This window comes from Rhodococcus sp. P4_B6 (assembly GCF_056402215.1).
Map to the genome: position 1 here is coordinate 25,397 of NZ_JBFUHV010000037.1, position 12,714 is coordinate 38,110.

Genomic DNA, 12,714 nt, shown 5'->3' on the forward strand with positions numbered 1-12,714 from the left:
TAGCGCGCAAGCACTTTCCTATCGACTCCAGCAACGAGGTGCACCGATGAGCGACAACACCCCGACCGCCCTGGCGGACGAACAGACACGACACCTGAAGAAGTCCCTCGGCCGTTTCGACATCGTCTTCCTCATCGTCGCGGCGGTGGTGTCGGTCGAGGTTCTCGGTCAGGTCTCCACGTTCGGCGCGGAGACCTTCACCTGGGCACTGGTTCTCGCGGTGTTCTTCCTGCTGCCGTACGGTCTGATCTTCGCCGAGATCGGCAGCACGTTCACGGGTGAGGGCGGCGTCTACGTGTGGGTCCGGCGGGCGTTCGGCCGGCCGCTCGCGGCCCTCGCGTCGCTGCTGACGTGGGTGACGCAGCCGGTGTGGGTCGGAGGGTCGATGGCGTTCATCGCCGCCGAGACCTGGAACCACTACGTCACCGCGTTCGAGGAGGGGTCGGTGACGGACTACCTGTTCAAGCTCGTCTTCATCTGGCTGACGGTGCTCGCGGCCGTGGTGAGCCTGGCACGAGGCAAATGGATTCCGACGGTCGGCGCGTTCCTGAAGATCGTCTTCCTGTTGTTCTTCCTCGTCACCACCGGGATCTATGCCGCGAAGAACGGTTTCGCCGGCATCTCGGCGGGCGACTTCAGCCCCACCCTCACCGGGCTCCTCGGGGTGACGCCGCTGCTGCTGTTCTCCTACCTCGGTTTCGAATCCGGGAACAGTGCCGCCGGTGAGATGAAGAACCCCGCCCGCGACGTCCCGATCTCGATCGCCCGCGCCTGCGGCATCGCCGCCGCGTCCTACCTGCTGCCGATCTTCGCGATCCTCCTGGTGGTGCCCGCGGACGACATCACCGGTGTCGGCGGCCTCCTCGAGGCGGTCGCGACCGTGTACAGCGTGTACGGACCCGCCGCACCCGCCATGCTGACCGTGACCGGGGTGATCTTCGCCGTGATCCTGATGACCCAGGGTGCGGCGTGGATGATCATCAGCGACCGCATGCAGGCGATGGCCGCGGCCGACGGCGCCTTCTTCGGCGGGTTCTTCGGCCGATTCCATCCCCGCCTCGGAACGCCGGTGCGCGTCAACTTCCTGTCCGGAGTCGTCGCCACCGTCTTCATGATCGCGGCGATGCAGATCACCGGGTCCGGCGGTTCCATCTTCGCGGTGGTGCTGACGATCTCGATCTCGACGTTCCTGCTCAGCTACCTGATCGTCATCCCGTCCGCGGTCCGGCTGCGCACGCGGTTCCCGGACGTCGCGCGGCCCTTCCGGGTGCCTACCGGGAACGTCGGCTTCCGCGTCCTCGGCTCCCTCTGCTTCGCCTGGGTGCTGCTCGGTTCCTGGGTGGCGGTGTTCCCCGGCACGCTGGAATCGGTGTTCGGCCTGGACTACGACTTCGCGGAGATCTGGGGCGTGAGCCAGGGGACGTTCGAACTGTTCACCCTCGGGACGCTGGCCGTGCTCGCGCTCCTCGGCGCGGTCGGCTACGTGCGGGGCGCGTCGGTGCGGTCCGCGACCGGCCCGCGCACCGCGCGAGAGGACGGCCCCGGGTCGGAGCCGGACCCCGGCCTCGTGAAGGCCGACGTCCGCTGACGGCGTCGCGGCCACAGCGGGTGCCGTGGGTGGCTCCCCGGTCGGAGACCTGCGATCCTGGTGGCCTCAGATCCCGAGGAGAGCGCATGCAACGACGACCCGACGTGACGTTCACCCAGCTCAGGTATTTCGTCGAGGCCGCGAACTTCTCCAGCATGACGAAGGCCGCCGACGAACTGATGGTCGCGCAGTCGGCGGTCTCGTCGGCGATCTCCCAACTCGAGCACCAGATCGGCACCCAGCTGTTCATCCGGCAACGGTCCCGCGGACTCGTTCTCACGGCGGCGGGGGAGGAGATGCTCCGCGACACCCGCAGCGTCCTCGCCCATCTCGGGGAGGTCCTCGACGCGGCGCGCGGCCACGAGGACAACGTCCGGGGAACGGTGCGCCTGGCCTGTTTCGTCACCCTCACCCCGTTCATCCTCCCGACGCTCATCTCGGACCTGCGCGATCAGCACCCCGACCTGGAGGTGGAAGTCGTCGAGACCCAGGCGGAGGCGGTGCGGGCGGCGCTGCGCAACGGCACCGCGGAACTGGCCCTCACCTACGACCTCGCGCTGGGCGAAGACATGGAGACGGAGACGCTGGGCGTCGCCAGGCCGCACGTCGTCCTGCCGCCGGACCACCGGCTGGCCGGCCACGACGCGATCGCGCTCGCCGACCTCGAGGGCGAACCGATGGTGCTGCTGGACCTGCCGAGCAGCCGCGACTACTTCCTCGCCATGCTGTCGGGGTCGGGGGTCACCCCGATGGTCCGCTACCGGTCGGCGAGCTACGAAACGGTGCGTGGGCTCGTCGCCCGCGGCCACGGCTTCTCGATCCTGAACCAGCGGCCCGCCGAGGGCCGGACGTACGACGGCGGGAGGGTCGCGACACTGCCGATCGCCGACGACGTTCCCGGACTCCCCGTCGTCCTCGCCCGGCTCAGAGGGGTCCGGAGTACGGCGAGGGCCCGGGCCGTCGCCGAGCGGGCGCGGGCCGTGTTCGCGAAACAGGCACGGACGGCGGGCTAGAACCCCCAGCCCATCTGGGCGTCGCGGTCGGAGCCGAACGCGTGCTCGAACCGGTCGAGGACGTCGGCGTCGGCGGCCCACAGCCGGTTCGCGGCCGCCAACGTCCGCGCCCGGTGCGCCCCGAGGTACAGGCTGCCGAGCACGTCGAGGTCGAGGGCCACCTGCGGTGCGGCGTCGGTCCGTGTGCACACGGCCTTGCTGTCCCGGACGGTGAGGGCGAATGTGCCACCGGCGTCCAGGAACCCGTCGTCGACCTGGACCACGACGTCGAGGTCGCCGCGGAACGTGCGGGCCTCCAGCGCGGCGGGGACGTCCATGATCCGCACCCACAACTCGTCGTGACGCGAGGCGGTGCGCACGAGCCGGCCGTCGGTGAGCAGATAGGGCAGCGGATCCTCGGGGGTGAGGTTTGCTTCGATGCGGCGCACGAGGTCGAGGCCGAGCATCGCCCGCCACAGCGCAGCGTGGGCGTCGCCGGTGACCGTGCGGATCTCCTCCACCCGGGCGAATGATCCGTTGTCGCCGGAGGCGCGGCGGTACAGCACGTAGCCGCCGTCGTGGACCAGCCCGAACAAGGCTGTGCCGCCACCGCGCTCGCTCTCGCGGTCGGCGAAGATCCGGTTCCACACGATCTCCGGCCGCACCTGCGCACCGGGCGTCACCTGCTGCCAGCGGTGGTAGACGTCCGTGAATGCGGGTCGGGCCTCCGCGGGATGGACCATCCGCACACCGCCGGGGTCCGGCGCCTTCGGGTGCGGGACGGCGAACCGGCGGTCGATGCTCACCGTCGACTCGACGGTCGCGGGTCCGTACCCGAACCGCCCGTAGATGCCGCCCTCGCTGGCGGTGAGAATCGACAGCGGCACGCCCGACGCCCGGATCCGTGCGTGGTGTTCGGTGTACAGCGCGCGGAGAACGCCGCGCCGACGATGGGTGGGCGCGACCGTGACCGCGGTGACGCCCGCCGCCGCGACGCTGCCGCCGCCGGGAACGGTGACGGTCATGGGAATGTCCATCGTCGCGCCGACGACCTCGTCCCCGTCCAGCGCGATCACCGGTGGTTCGCCGCTGACGAGCTGCCTCCAGTGGGCGGTGAATTCCTCCGTCTGCGGTGTCACGAAGCAGATCTCGTTGAGCACGACGATCTTCGGCCAGTCCTGCTCGGTCGCAGTTCTGATCGTGATTCCGCCGATGCTCGTCATGGTTCGACACTGGCACACCCCGCGTGGACTCGCAGCCGAATTTCCGCGCCCGGCCTTGACCGGGCCCGGGTCTTCGGAGAGTCTGAGGACCCGGGCCGACGGGTGAGGGGGACGTCACGATGTCGAAGGACCGCACCTCGTCTTCGCCGCGCCGGGTGCTGCGCCTGCGCCGGGAGTCCTGGGGATTCGTCATCGGCTCCGTCCTGTTCGGACTCGCGGCCACGCGGGTGTACGGCGACGCGGTCGGCCCGGAACTCGACAACATCACCTACTTCGTCGGATCGTTGTTCTTCACCGCCGCCGGATTCATCCAGTTGTCRCTCAGCGGCCGACCGGTGCCCGGGGCGGAATCGCACCGGGTGGAACGCTACGACTGGTGGGCCGCACTGATCCAGTTCGTCGGCACGCTCCTGTTCAACGTGAGTACCGCGGTCGCTCTGATCCAGGGGCTCACCGTCGAACAGGACCGGGTGTGGGGGTGGCGGCCCGACCTCTTCGGGTCGACGGCGTTCCTGGTCGCCAGCGGTCTGGCGGTGGTGGCCACCACCGAAACCGACAAGCTGTGGGATCCGCACGCCCGCAACTGGCGCAGCACCTGGCTGAACATGATCGGGTCGGTGGCGTTCGGGGTGTCCGCGGTCGGCGCGTACATCGTCCCGGGCACGGACGTGTTGAAGAACGCGACGGTCGCGGACCTGGGCACGTTCGTGGGCGCGGTCTGCTTCCTCGTGGCGGCGCTGCTGATGCGCCCGCCTCACCCCAGGTATTCGCCGAACCAGGCGAGGACGCGCTCGTAGGCCTCCGCCGCCGCGGTCGCGTTGTACCGGGGCCCGGTGTCGTTGAAGAACGCGTGATCGGCGCCCGGAACGGTGACGATCTCGTGCGGCAGCCCCGCCTTCGCGAGTGCCGCGGCGGCGGCATCGCGGGAGGCGTTCACCCTCGCGTCCAGCTCCGCGTAGATGGCGAGGACCGCGGCCTTCGACCCGGAGAAGTCCGCGCCCTCGGGTAGGGGACCGTAGAAGGGGACGGCCGCGGCCAGTCGCGGTTCGCCGGATGCGAGGAGTTGCCACACCATCCCACCGCCGAAACAGAACCCGACCGCCGCCGCCTTCTTGTCCGGTACCCGGCGGCCGAGTTCGTCGACCCCGGACTTCATGTCGGCGACGAAGCGTTCCGGCGGCACAGTGGCCAGCGCGGCGGTGGCCTGGGCCTGGTCGGTGAACGTCGCGGTCCCGCCCTCCTCCGACAGCAGGTCGATGGCGAGCRCCGAGTAGCCGGCACCGGCGAATCGGCCCGCCACCGAACGGATGTGGTCGGTGAGGCCCTTGTTCTCGTGGATCACGAGCACCGTTCCGCGGGGCGTGGCCGCTTCGGCCCAGGCGCCCTGCAGGACCCGTCCGTCCGGGCCTGCGAACGTCACGGCCTCGGTGCCCACGGCGTCGGCCGTTCCGGGTGGCGGGGGTGTCGCTCCACCGGGTGTCACCGGCGCCGACGTCGACGACTGCTCGTCGCTGCCGCTCGAGCACGCGGCGAGCAGGGAGGTCGCCGCCGCCACGCCGAGGCCGATGAGTCCGAGCCTGCGCAGCGCCTCCCGGCGCGTCAACAGCCCGTCGGCGTGGTCGATCGCGATCTCTTCGGCTATGTAGCGCTGCAGTGGCGTCATGATCGTCCCCGTCCGCATCGGCTGATGTAGGAATTATCGCTGGTCCGGGCGCCGCGGGTCACCCGTTCGCGCTGCATCGATTTTCATTATGCAGTGCTCCACTTATCTGTGTTGTACAGATTTCGCCGTGGACTTCAAGATTGGTTCCACGGCACGAACTCCTCGCTCACCGCACACAGAAAGGAGCCCGTCATGCCGATCGCCGACCCTCACTCAGCCGTCGAAACGACGGCCCGAACATCGGTGGCCCCACCGGTGCCGGACAACTCGACCGCGAACTTCGTCACGGCCATGGGCGCCGTCGCGACCGGGGTCACCGTCGTCGCGACCGACGGTCCCGGCGGGCGCGCCGCGCAGACCGTGAGCGCGATGTGCTCCGTGTCGGCAGACCCGGCGCTGGTGCTGGTCTGCCTCCACGGACGGAGCCCCGTCAACGACGCGATCTCCGAGAACGGCGTCTTCTGCGTCAATGTGCTTGCCACCCAGCACGATCACGTCGCCGACACGTTCGCGGGCCGTCCGTGGCCCGGTAAGCAGCGGTGGGACTTCACCTGTGGGCACTGGACCGTGGCCGCATCCGGTTCACCCCGCGTGCACGACGCGATCGCGTCGTTCGACTGCGCCGTCCACGAGGTCATCGACGCCGGCACCCACCGCGTCTACATCGGGCGTGTCGCCGCCGTGGAGTCGCACTCCGGGGAACCGCTCGTCTATGCGTCCCGCACCTACAGCAAGCCCGCAGCATTCGAACCTTCCACCTTTCCCGACTACCCGGACGCACACCCCGCGCCCAGGACCAGGAGCACGAAATGATCCGCACCGGTGACGAATACAGGGAGTCCATCAGAGACGGCCGTGAGGTCTGGGTCGACGGGGAACGCGTCAAGGACGTCGCCGACCATCCCATGTTCAAGCCGATCGTCGACGTCCGGGCCCGCATCTACGACCTCGCGCACGCGGAGGCCACGCAGGACGCGATGACCTACGTCGACCCCGACTCCGGTGAACGCAACGCCGTCGCCAACAAGCTGCCCCGCACCCAGCAGGACTGGCTCGACAAGCGCGCCGCCGTCGACCTGGTGCTCGACGACACCCGGGGTGTGGTCACCCGCGTCGGCGACGAGACCATCGGCGAGATGTGGTCGCTGTTCGACGGGCAGGACGTCCTCAACGAGGTGGACCCGCGCTTCTCGGAGAACATCCGCCGCCATCTCGAGCGGTCGATTCGAGAGGATCCGTTCCACGTGTCGGCGAACACCGACCCCAAGGGCGACCGGTCCAAGGCCCCGCAGGATCAGGATCCCGACATGCTGCTGCACGTCGTGAAGGAGACCGACAACGGCATCGTCGTGCGCGGCGCCAAGTACGAGACCGCCGCCGCGTATTCCAACCAGGCATTCACCAAGCCGACCATCGCGAACTGGGGCAACAGCGAACTGTCCGACTACGCCGTCGGATTCGTGCTCGACATGGGTGCGCCGGGGCTGAAGTACATCTCCCGCAACGGGTTCGCCGGCCGCGCACCCGCCGCCGACTACCCGCTCGCCAACCGGGTCGACGAGGTCGAGTCCCTCGTCGTGTTCGACGACGTCGAGATTCCCTGGGAAGATGTGCTGTTCTACCGGCACACCCGGGCCGCGACATTCATCCGCTCCACCCTGCACCGCTACAGCGCGTTCCCGTTCGTGCAGCGCACCCTGCACCTCGCCGACCTCATGATCGGATCGGCGCTGTGGAACGTCAAGCAGAGCGGGCTCGAGAAGCAGCAGGCCGTGCAGGAGAAGCTCGCCCAGCTCGCCTGCTACCGGGAGACGATCAACGCCCACCTCACCGCCGCGATCTCGCTGGCCGAGCCCAGCCCCGGTGGCCTGCTCATGCCCAACCAGTCGCTGCTCTACACCGGCCGGGTGATGGCGCTCAGCCAGCTGCCCGCGATGATGCACATCGCCCGCGAACTGTGCGGCGGCCAGATCTGCATCACCCCGGACGCCGCCACGTTCGCCGACCCGGACGTCGCGCCGTGGCTGGAGAAGTTCTACTCCATCAACGACAACTGGGTGGCCGACGACCGTCGCAAGCTCCTCGCGTTCGCCCGCGACCTGCTCAACAGCGACTACGCCGGACACCGGCTGACGTTCCAGCTCTTCGCCCAGTCGCCGCCCTTCGCGCAGCTCGCCGCCGTGTACCGCAACTTCGACTTCGACGGGCCGCTCGGCCTCGTCAAGGCCGCGGCGGGACTGTCCGACAACGTCGACGGAGATGCCGCATGACCACCCACACCCGCATCCGCCCGTTCAACACCCGCGAGACATACCCGGAACAGAACCTCGACAACGATCTCGCCCAGGCCGTCGTCGCCGGCGGCGTCGTGTACCTGCGCGGGCAGATCGGCCAGGACCTCGACACGAGGGAGTCCGTCGGAATCGGCGACGTCGAGGCCCAGGCCGAGAAGGCGATGGCGAACATCGCGATGCTGCTGAAGGAATCGGGCAGCTGCCTCGAGGACGTCGTCAAGGTCACCATCTACCTGGTCGACGTCCGGTACCGGGAGACCGTCTACCGGGTGGTCGGGCGCTGGCTTAAGGGTGTGCATCCGGTGTCCACCGGCATCGTCGTCGACGCCCTGGCCCGGCCCGAATGGCTCGTCGAGATCGACGCGACGGCAGTGATCAGCTCATGACGTTCTCACTCGTCGCCCGTGATCCCGGGGGCGCGTTCGGGATGGTCGTGTGCTCCTCCAGCCCCGCCGTGGCGTCGCGCTGCCTGCACGTGCGGTCCGGCGTCGGCGTCGTCGCCTCCCAGAACGTCACCAATCCGCAGCTGGGACCGATCGGCCTGGACGCGCTCGCGTCTGGCGATAACGCGGAAGTCGCGCTGAAATCCGTACTCGCGCAGGAGAAGTTCCCGGAATACCGGCAGATCGTCGTCGTGGATGCGGACGGCGGCACCGCGGTGCACTCGGGCGCGCGGACGCTGGGCATCCACAGCAGCGCGCAGGGCGGCGGGGCCGCCGTCGCAGGCAACATGCTCCGCGACGAAGGCGTCATCCGGTCGCTGCTGTTCGGCTACGTGTCGAGCACGGCCCCGACGTTCGAGGGCCGGTTGCTCGACGGTCTCACCGCCGCGGTCACCGCGGGCGGCGAGGCCGGACCCGTGCACTCCGCGGGAATGCAGGTGGTCGAGGACGTGCCGTGGGCCGTCACCGATCTGCGTGTCGACTGGCACGACGACCCGGTCGGCGAACTGCGCCGGCTGTGGACGGTGTGGGAGCCGCAGAAGCGGGACTACCGGGTGCGGGGCGTCGACCCCACGGCCGCCCCGTCCTACGGCGTGCCGGGTGACCTATGAATGCCGACAACGCGATTCGCGACGGAGCCAGGCGCGCCGAAGACCGGATTTTGGCGCTGTCACACGACCTGCACGCCCACCCGGAGGTCGCATGGGAGGAGGCACGCTCGTGCGTCCGGGTCGCCGGGGTGCTCTCGGACGCCGGCTTCGCGGTGGAGCAGCAGTACGTCGGGCTGCCCACCGCGTTCCGCGCGCACGTCGGCACCGGGCCGCTGCACCTCGCGGTCTGCGCAGAATACGACGCGCTCCCCGGCCTCGGCCACGCGTGCGGGCACAACGTCATCTCCGCCATCTCGGTGGGGACGGCGCTGGCCCTCGCGCCGCTCGTCGACGACCTCGGCATCACCCTGTCGGTGCTCGGCACCCCCGCCGAGGAAGGCGGGGGCGGCAAGATCGAGATGCTGAAACGCGGGGCGTTCGAGGGCGTCCACGCCGCCGTCATGGCCCACCCCGGACCCGTCGACGTCGCCCGCGCCGAGCCGTACGCGGTGTCCCACAGCCACATCCGATACGACGGCAAGGCCGCACACGCGGCGGCGTACCCGGAGCGCGGCGTCAACGCGGCCGACGCGTTCACCGTCGCGCAGGTCGCCATCGGGCTGCTCCGGCAGCAGCTTCCGCCGAACACCCGCGTCCACGGGATGATGACCCGCGGGGGAGAAGCGCCCAACGCCATTCCCCAGCGCACCGAAGGCCGCTGGTACGTACGCGCCGAGACCCTGGACGAGCTGGCCCGCATCGAACCCCGGGTCGCCCGCTGCTTCGAGGCCGGCGCCGTCGCCACCGGCTGCGAACTGACCATCGCCCCGGAAAGCGAACCGTACTCGGAGTTCCGCACCGACGAAGCGCTGCTCACGTCGTACGTCCGGCACGCGCAGGGACTGGGCAGGGTGTTCCGCACCGGCCCGGACTCGCTGATGAACCGGGCCTCCACCGACATGGGCAACGTCTCGCAGGTGATTCCCGCGATCCACCCCTACATCGGCATCGACTCGGCACCCGCCGTCAACCATCAGGCCGAGTTCGCTGCGGCCAGCGCCGCACCCGCCGCCGACCGGGCCGCCGTCGACGGCGCCCTCGCGCTGGCCCTGACCCTGCACGACGCCGCCTGCGGCTCCGCCACCCGTGAGTACTTATTAACCGCCCGACGTTAAGAAGTACTCACGGGTGCCGGAGGCGCAAAGAACTCCAGCGCAATGTTGTCGGGGTCGCGGAACGAGATTCCGGACCCGTAGTGCGCCGTCTTGATGCCCCCGTGCTCGATTCCGAGTGCGTCGAGCCGCTCCACCCACCCGGGCAGTGCGTCGGGGGAACACTGGAATGCGATGTGGTCGAGCCCGACCTGCCGTTCGTCGAACCTCGCCGGGGCGCCGCTGTCGGGATGGGTGTGCAGGCCGAAGAGCATGCCCCCGTCGAGGGCGAACACCGTGTGGTGGAACGTGCCCGATTCCTCGTCCTCGTCCAGGACGGGTGCCGAACCGAACAATGCTGTGTACCAGGCGGTGCTGGCCGCCAGGTCGGACACGGTGATCGCGACGTGGGTGAGGCCCGGGAAACTGGACATCTGCGACTACTCTCTGCTCCGGTGAACGCGGGTGTCCTCCGACCCTAAAGGGCCGCCGCGATCCCGCGGTGGACAACGGCGAAACCCTGCCCGAGCGGCCGGGACCGCGATGCGCCAGGAGCAGGTAGACGGGCCCGGGCACCACCAGGCCGGCCTCGCGTTGCATCACTTCCGCAGATTCAGCAGGTCGGAGCGGAAACCGCCGCGAGCAGTAACGCGAATGTAACCGTAATGCCAGGTCAGCACCGATTCCCGGCGGTCTAACCTGGTCCGGTGCGCACCGTGGGAGTCGACCTGGCGGCCGAGCCGAAGAAGACGGCCCTGGCCGTTGTCGACTGGTCCGACGGCGTGGCCCGCGTCGAGTCGATCAGGCTGGGAGTCGGGAACGATGCCATCGCCGAGGCTGTCCTGGCGTGCGACAGGGCCGGTATCGACGCACCGTTCGGCTGGCCCGACGCGTTCGTCCGGATGGTGTCCGAACACCACGCCGGCCGGCTTCCCGCGACCGTCGGTCTCGCGAACCGCGAGGGACGTCGTCCGCTGACCAAGCGGCGCACCGACCTCGTGGTGCAGGCCGCGACGGGAATAGCGCCGCTCAGCGTGTCGGCGGACCTCATCGCACACGTCGCTTTGCGTTGCGCCGGCATCCTCGCCGAACTCGGCGACCTGGGCGTCGACGTCGGCCGCGTCGACGGGCGGGTGGTGGAGGCGTATCCGGCGGCAGCGCTCCGCACCTGGGGGCTGGTGTCACGCGGGTACAAGAGTGTGCAGAACCGGGTGACGTTGGGAGAGTTGGTCGACGCGTTCCTCGTTGCCGCGGATTGGATGGAACTCGGTGCATTCCAGACGATCTGCCGTGAATCGGACGACGCCCTCGACGCCGTGCTGGCCGCCGTCATCGCGCGGGCCGCGGCCCTCGGCTGCACGGCACTACCCGAAGGTGGCGACCGCGACGTCGCCGAGCGGGAGGGGTGGATTCACGTGCCGACTGCAGGCCTGCAGTCGCTGCGTCCTTAGAGGTCACGGAAGACGGTCGACGTAAGCTGGGCGCGATGTCGGGCGGAGAAGTAGAGGAGATCGTTGTGGCGACTCGTGCGGTACCGCAGGCCAGTGTCGGCGACGTGATGGCGGAACTGGCGGCCCTGGAAGATCCGAAGATCCGCGCCGTGAACGAACGCCACGGCGACGATCACGGTGTCAACCTCACCAAGCTGCGCGCAGTCGCGAAGAGTCTGAAGACCCAGCACGACCTCTCCGGTGAGCTGTGGGGGACGGGTGACACCGCGGCCCGTCTCGTTGCGATCCTGATCTGCCGCCCCAAGGCGTACTCCGCGTCCGAGTTGGACGCCATGCTCCGCGAAGCACGCGTCCCCAAGGTGCACGGCTGGCTCGTCAGCTACGTCGTCAAGAAGAGCCCGCACGTCGAAGAACTGCGCGTCGCGTGGTTCGCCGACGCCGACCCTGTCGTCGCCAGCGCGGGGTGGGCGCTGACCAGCGACCGCGTGGCGAAGGACTCCGGCGACCTCGATCTGCCCGAACTCCTCGACCTGATCGAGGCGCACATGAAGGATGCGCCGGACCGCCTGCAGTGGGCGATGAACGAATGCCTCGCCAACATCGGCATCCATCACCCCGAGCTTCGTGCCCGCGCGGTCGGCATCGGCGAACGCCTCGAAATCCTGAAGGACTACCCGACCCCGCCCAACTGCACGTCCCCGTACGCGCCGATCTGGATCAACGAGATCGTCCGCCGCCAGACCCAGAGCTAGCCGCGTGCGACTGCGCTGGTAGACCGACCGCGGCGACGTCCGCCCACGAAACCTGGCAAATTGGACACCACACGCACCGTGCGTGGGCACACGAAGAAGGAGTCCAATGGCTTTCTGGGATCAGCTGAAGGCAAAGGCGTTCGAGATGAACGGCCAGCTCAAGACGAAGACGGCGCAGTTCCAGAACAAGGAGTTCGCCAACGCCTCGATGGCCATGTGCGCCCTCATCGCCGCGGCGGACGGGACCATCGACCCGTCCGAGCGGCAGAAGACTGCGGGGTTGATCACCAGCAACGAGGCGCTCAGTGTGTTCCCCTCGGACGAGCTGAGCCAGAAGTTCGACTGGTACTGCAGCAAGCTGCAGTCCGATTTCGAGTTCGGCAAGATCGAGGCCACCGCCACCATCGCGAAGCTGAAGACCAAGCAGGATCAGGCTCGGGCCGTCATCCAGATCGGCATCGTCATCGGCGGCGCCGACGGCAACTTCGACCAGAACGAGCGAAACGTGGTGCGGGACGCCTGTTTCGCCGTCGGCATCGCGCCGGCCGAATTCGAACTCTGAGGTGA

Annotated in this window: 14 protein-coding genes; 11 read left to right on the top strand and 3 right to left on the bottom strand. The window is 69.0% G+C overall.

Features of this window, described 5'->3' with window-relative positions; translation table 11 throughout:
* Positions 1-46 precede the first annotated feature (46 nt).
* Both AC1DWT_RS19480 and AC1DWT_RS19485 read left to right on the top strand, forming a co-directional pair.
* Complete coding sequence (locus tag AC1DWT_RS19480) at positions 47-1,588, top strand: APC family permease (protein WP_072944065.1); 1,542 nt, start codon at positions 47-49, stop codon at positions 1,586-1,588.
* 86 nt (positions 1,589-1,674) lie between these two features.
* Positions 1,675-2,601 carry a LysR family transcriptional regulator gene (locus AC1DWT_RS19485; protein WP_206012939.1) on the top strand — a complete coding sequence of 309 codons (927 nt, stop codon included), beginning with the start codon at positions 1,675-1,677 and terminating at the stop codon, positions 2,599-2,601.
* Here the strand turns inward: AC1DWT_RS19485 and AC1DWT_RS19490 are convergent.
* Positions 2,598-3,803 (bottom strand): enhanced intracellular survival protein Eis, encoded by a 1,206-nt coding sequence (locus AC1DWT_RS19490; RefSeq protein WP_206012938.1) that lies wholly within the window; start codon positions 3,801-3,803, stop codon positions 2,598-2,600. The two genes, AC1DWT_RS19485 and AC1DWT_RS19490, sit on opposite strands and share 4 nt — an antisense overlap.
* 119 nt (positions 3,804-3,922) lie before the next feature.
* Between AC1DWT_RS19490 and AC1DWT_RS19495 the strand changes: the two genes are divergently transcribed.
* Positions 3,923-4,600, top strand: coding sequence for a hypothetical protein (locus AC1DWT_RS19495; protein ID WP_072944070.1), 678 nt, complete (start codon positions 3,923-3,925; stop codon positions 4,598-4,600).
* Here the strand turns inward: AC1DWT_RS19495 and AC1DWT_RS19500 are convergent.
* Positions 4,558-5,466, bottom strand: coding sequence for a dienelactone hydrolase family protein (locus AC1DWT_RS19500; RefSeq protein WP_477921870.1), 909 nt, complete (start codon positions 5,464-5,466; stop codon positions 4,558-4,560). The genes AC1DWT_RS19495 and AC1DWT_RS19500 overlap by 43 nt on opposite strands.
* A 192-nt stretch (positions 5,467-5,658) precedes the next feature.
* On the opposite strand from AC1DWT_RS19500, the gene AC1DWT_RS19505 reads away from it, so the two are divergent.
* From AC1DWT_RS19505 to AC1DWT_RS19525, 5 genes are read left to right on the top strand one after another with little or no spacing between them, the layout of a single operon-like run.
* The gene (locus tag AC1DWT_RS19505) at positions 5,659-6,279 is read left to right on the top strand and encodes a flavin reductase family protein (protein WP_072944074.1); all 621 of its coding nucleotides are present in this window, start codon (positions 5,659-5,661) and stop codon (positions 6,277-6,279) included.
* Positions 6,276-7,736, top strand: a complete 1,461-nt coding sequence (locus AC1DWT_RS19510; protein WP_072944075.1) for a 4-hydroxyphenylacetate 3-hydroxylase family protein — start codon at positions 6,276-6,278, stop codon at positions 7,734-7,736. Before AC1DWT_RS19505 ends, AC1DWT_RS19510 begins: the two co-directional genes overlap by 4 nt.
* A complete protein-coding gene (locus tag AC1DWT_RS19515) occupies positions 7,733-8,146 on the top strand; it encodes a RidA family protein (protein ID WP_072944076.1) in 414 nt (137 codons plus the stop codon). The genes AC1DWT_RS19510 and AC1DWT_RS19515 overlap by 4 nt, the downstream gene beginning before the upstream one ends.
* Positions 8,143-8,814 carry a DUF1028 domain-containing protein gene (locus AC1DWT_RS19520; protein ID WP_206012937.1) on the top strand — a complete coding sequence of 224 codons (672 nt, stop codon included), beginning with the start codon at positions 8,143-8,145 and terminating at the stop codon, positions 8,812-8,814. Before AC1DWT_RS19515 ends, AC1DWT_RS19520 begins: the two co-directional genes overlap by 4 nt.
* Positions 8,811-9,968 carry a M20 family metallopeptidase gene (locus AC1DWT_RS19525; RefSeq protein WP_206012936.1) on the top strand — a complete coding sequence of 386 codons (1,158 nt, stop codon included), beginning with the start codon at positions 8,811-8,813 and terminating at the stop codon, positions 9,966-9,968. The genes AC1DWT_RS19520 and AC1DWT_RS19525 overlap by 4 nt, the downstream gene beginning before the upstream one ends.
* On the opposite strand, the gene AC1DWT_RS19530 is transcribed toward AC1DWT_RS19525, so the two are convergent.
* The gene (locus tag AC1DWT_RS19530; RefSeq protein WP_072944081.1) at positions 9,965-10,378 is read right to left on the bottom strand and encodes a VOC family protein; all 414 of its coding nucleotides are present in this window, start codon (positions 10,376-10,378) and stop codon (positions 9,965-9,967) included. The genes AC1DWT_RS19525 and AC1DWT_RS19530 overlap by 4 nt on opposite strands.
* Positions 10,379-10,651: 273 nt before the next feature.
* Here AC1DWT_RS19530 and AC1DWT_RS19535 point away from each other — a divergent pair, with 273 nt between their 5' ends.
* The 3 genes from AC1DWT_RS19535 (at position 10,652) to AC1DWT_RS19545 (ending at position 12,709) form a co-directional block, all read left to right on the top strand.
* Positions 10,652-11,395, top strand: coding sequence for a DUF429 domain-containing protein (locus tag AC1DWT_RS19535; protein ID WP_072944082.1), 744 nt, complete (start codon positions 10,652-10,654; stop codon positions 11,393-11,395).
* A gap of 107 nt (positions 11,396-11,502) precedes the next feature.
* A complete protein-coding gene (locus AC1DWT_RS19540) occupies positions 11,503-12,147 on the top strand; it encodes a DNA alkylation repair protein (protein WP_241031659.1) in 645 nt (214 codons plus the stop codon).
* A 106-nt stretch (positions 12,148-12,253) separates the two neighbouring features.
* Complete coding sequence (locus AC1DWT_RS19545) at positions 12,254-12,709, top strand: tellurite resistance TerB family protein (protein WP_072944086.1); 456 nt, start codon at positions 12,254-12,256, stop codon at positions 12,707-12,709.
* Positions 12,710-12,714: the final 5 nt, after the last annotated feature.

What these genes read in the sequence shown, in the direction of transcription:
- AC1DWT_RS19480 (WP_072944065.1), top strand. Translation starts at nt 47, where the DNA reads ATGAGCGACAACACCCCGACCGCCCTGGCGGACGAACAGACACGACAC.
- AC1DWT_RS19485 (WP_206012939.1), top strand. Translation starts at nt 1,675, where the DNA reads ATGCAACGACGACCCGACGTGACGTTCACCCAGCTCAGGTATTTCGTC.
- AC1DWT_RS19490 (WP_206012938.1), bottom strand. Translation starts at nt 3,803, where the DNA reads ATGACGAGCATCGGCGGAATCACGATCAGAACTGCGACCGAGCAGGAC.
- AC1DWT_RS19505 (WP_072944074.1), top strand. Translation starts at nt 5,659, where the DNA reads ATGCCGATCGCCGACCCTCACTCAGCCGTCGAAACGACGGCCCGAACA.
- AC1DWT_RS19510 (WP_072944075.1), top strand. Translation starts at nt 6,276, where the DNA reads ATGATCCGCACCGGTGACGAATACAGGGAGTCCATCAGAGACGGCCGT.
- AC1DWT_RS19515 (WP_072944076.1), top strand. Translation starts at nt 7,733, where the DNA reads ATGACCACCCACACCCGCATCCGCCCGTTCAACACCCGCGAGACATAC.
- AC1DWT_RS19520 (WP_206012937.1), top strand. Translation starts at nt 8,143, where the DNA reads ATGACGTTCTCACTCGTCGCCCGTGATCCCGGGGGCGCGTTCGGGATG.
- AC1DWT_RS19525 (WP_206012936.1), top strand. Translation starts at nt 8,811, where the DNA reads ATGAATGCCGACAACGCGATTCGCGACGGAGCCAGGCGCGCCGAAGAC.
- AC1DWT_RS19530 (WP_072944081.1), bottom strand. Translation starts at nt 10,378, where the DNA reads ATGTCCAGTTTCCCGGGCCTCACCCACGTCGCGATCACCGTGTCCGAC.
- AC1DWT_RS19540 (WP_241031659.1), top strand. Translation starts at nt 11,503, where the DNA reads ATGGCGGAACTGGCGGCCCTGGAAGATCCGAAGATCCGCGCCGTGAAC.
- AC1DWT_RS19545 (WP_072944086.1), top strand. Translation starts at nt 12,254, where the DNA reads ATGGCTTTCTGGGATCAGCTGAAGGCAAAGGCGTTCGAGATGAACGGC.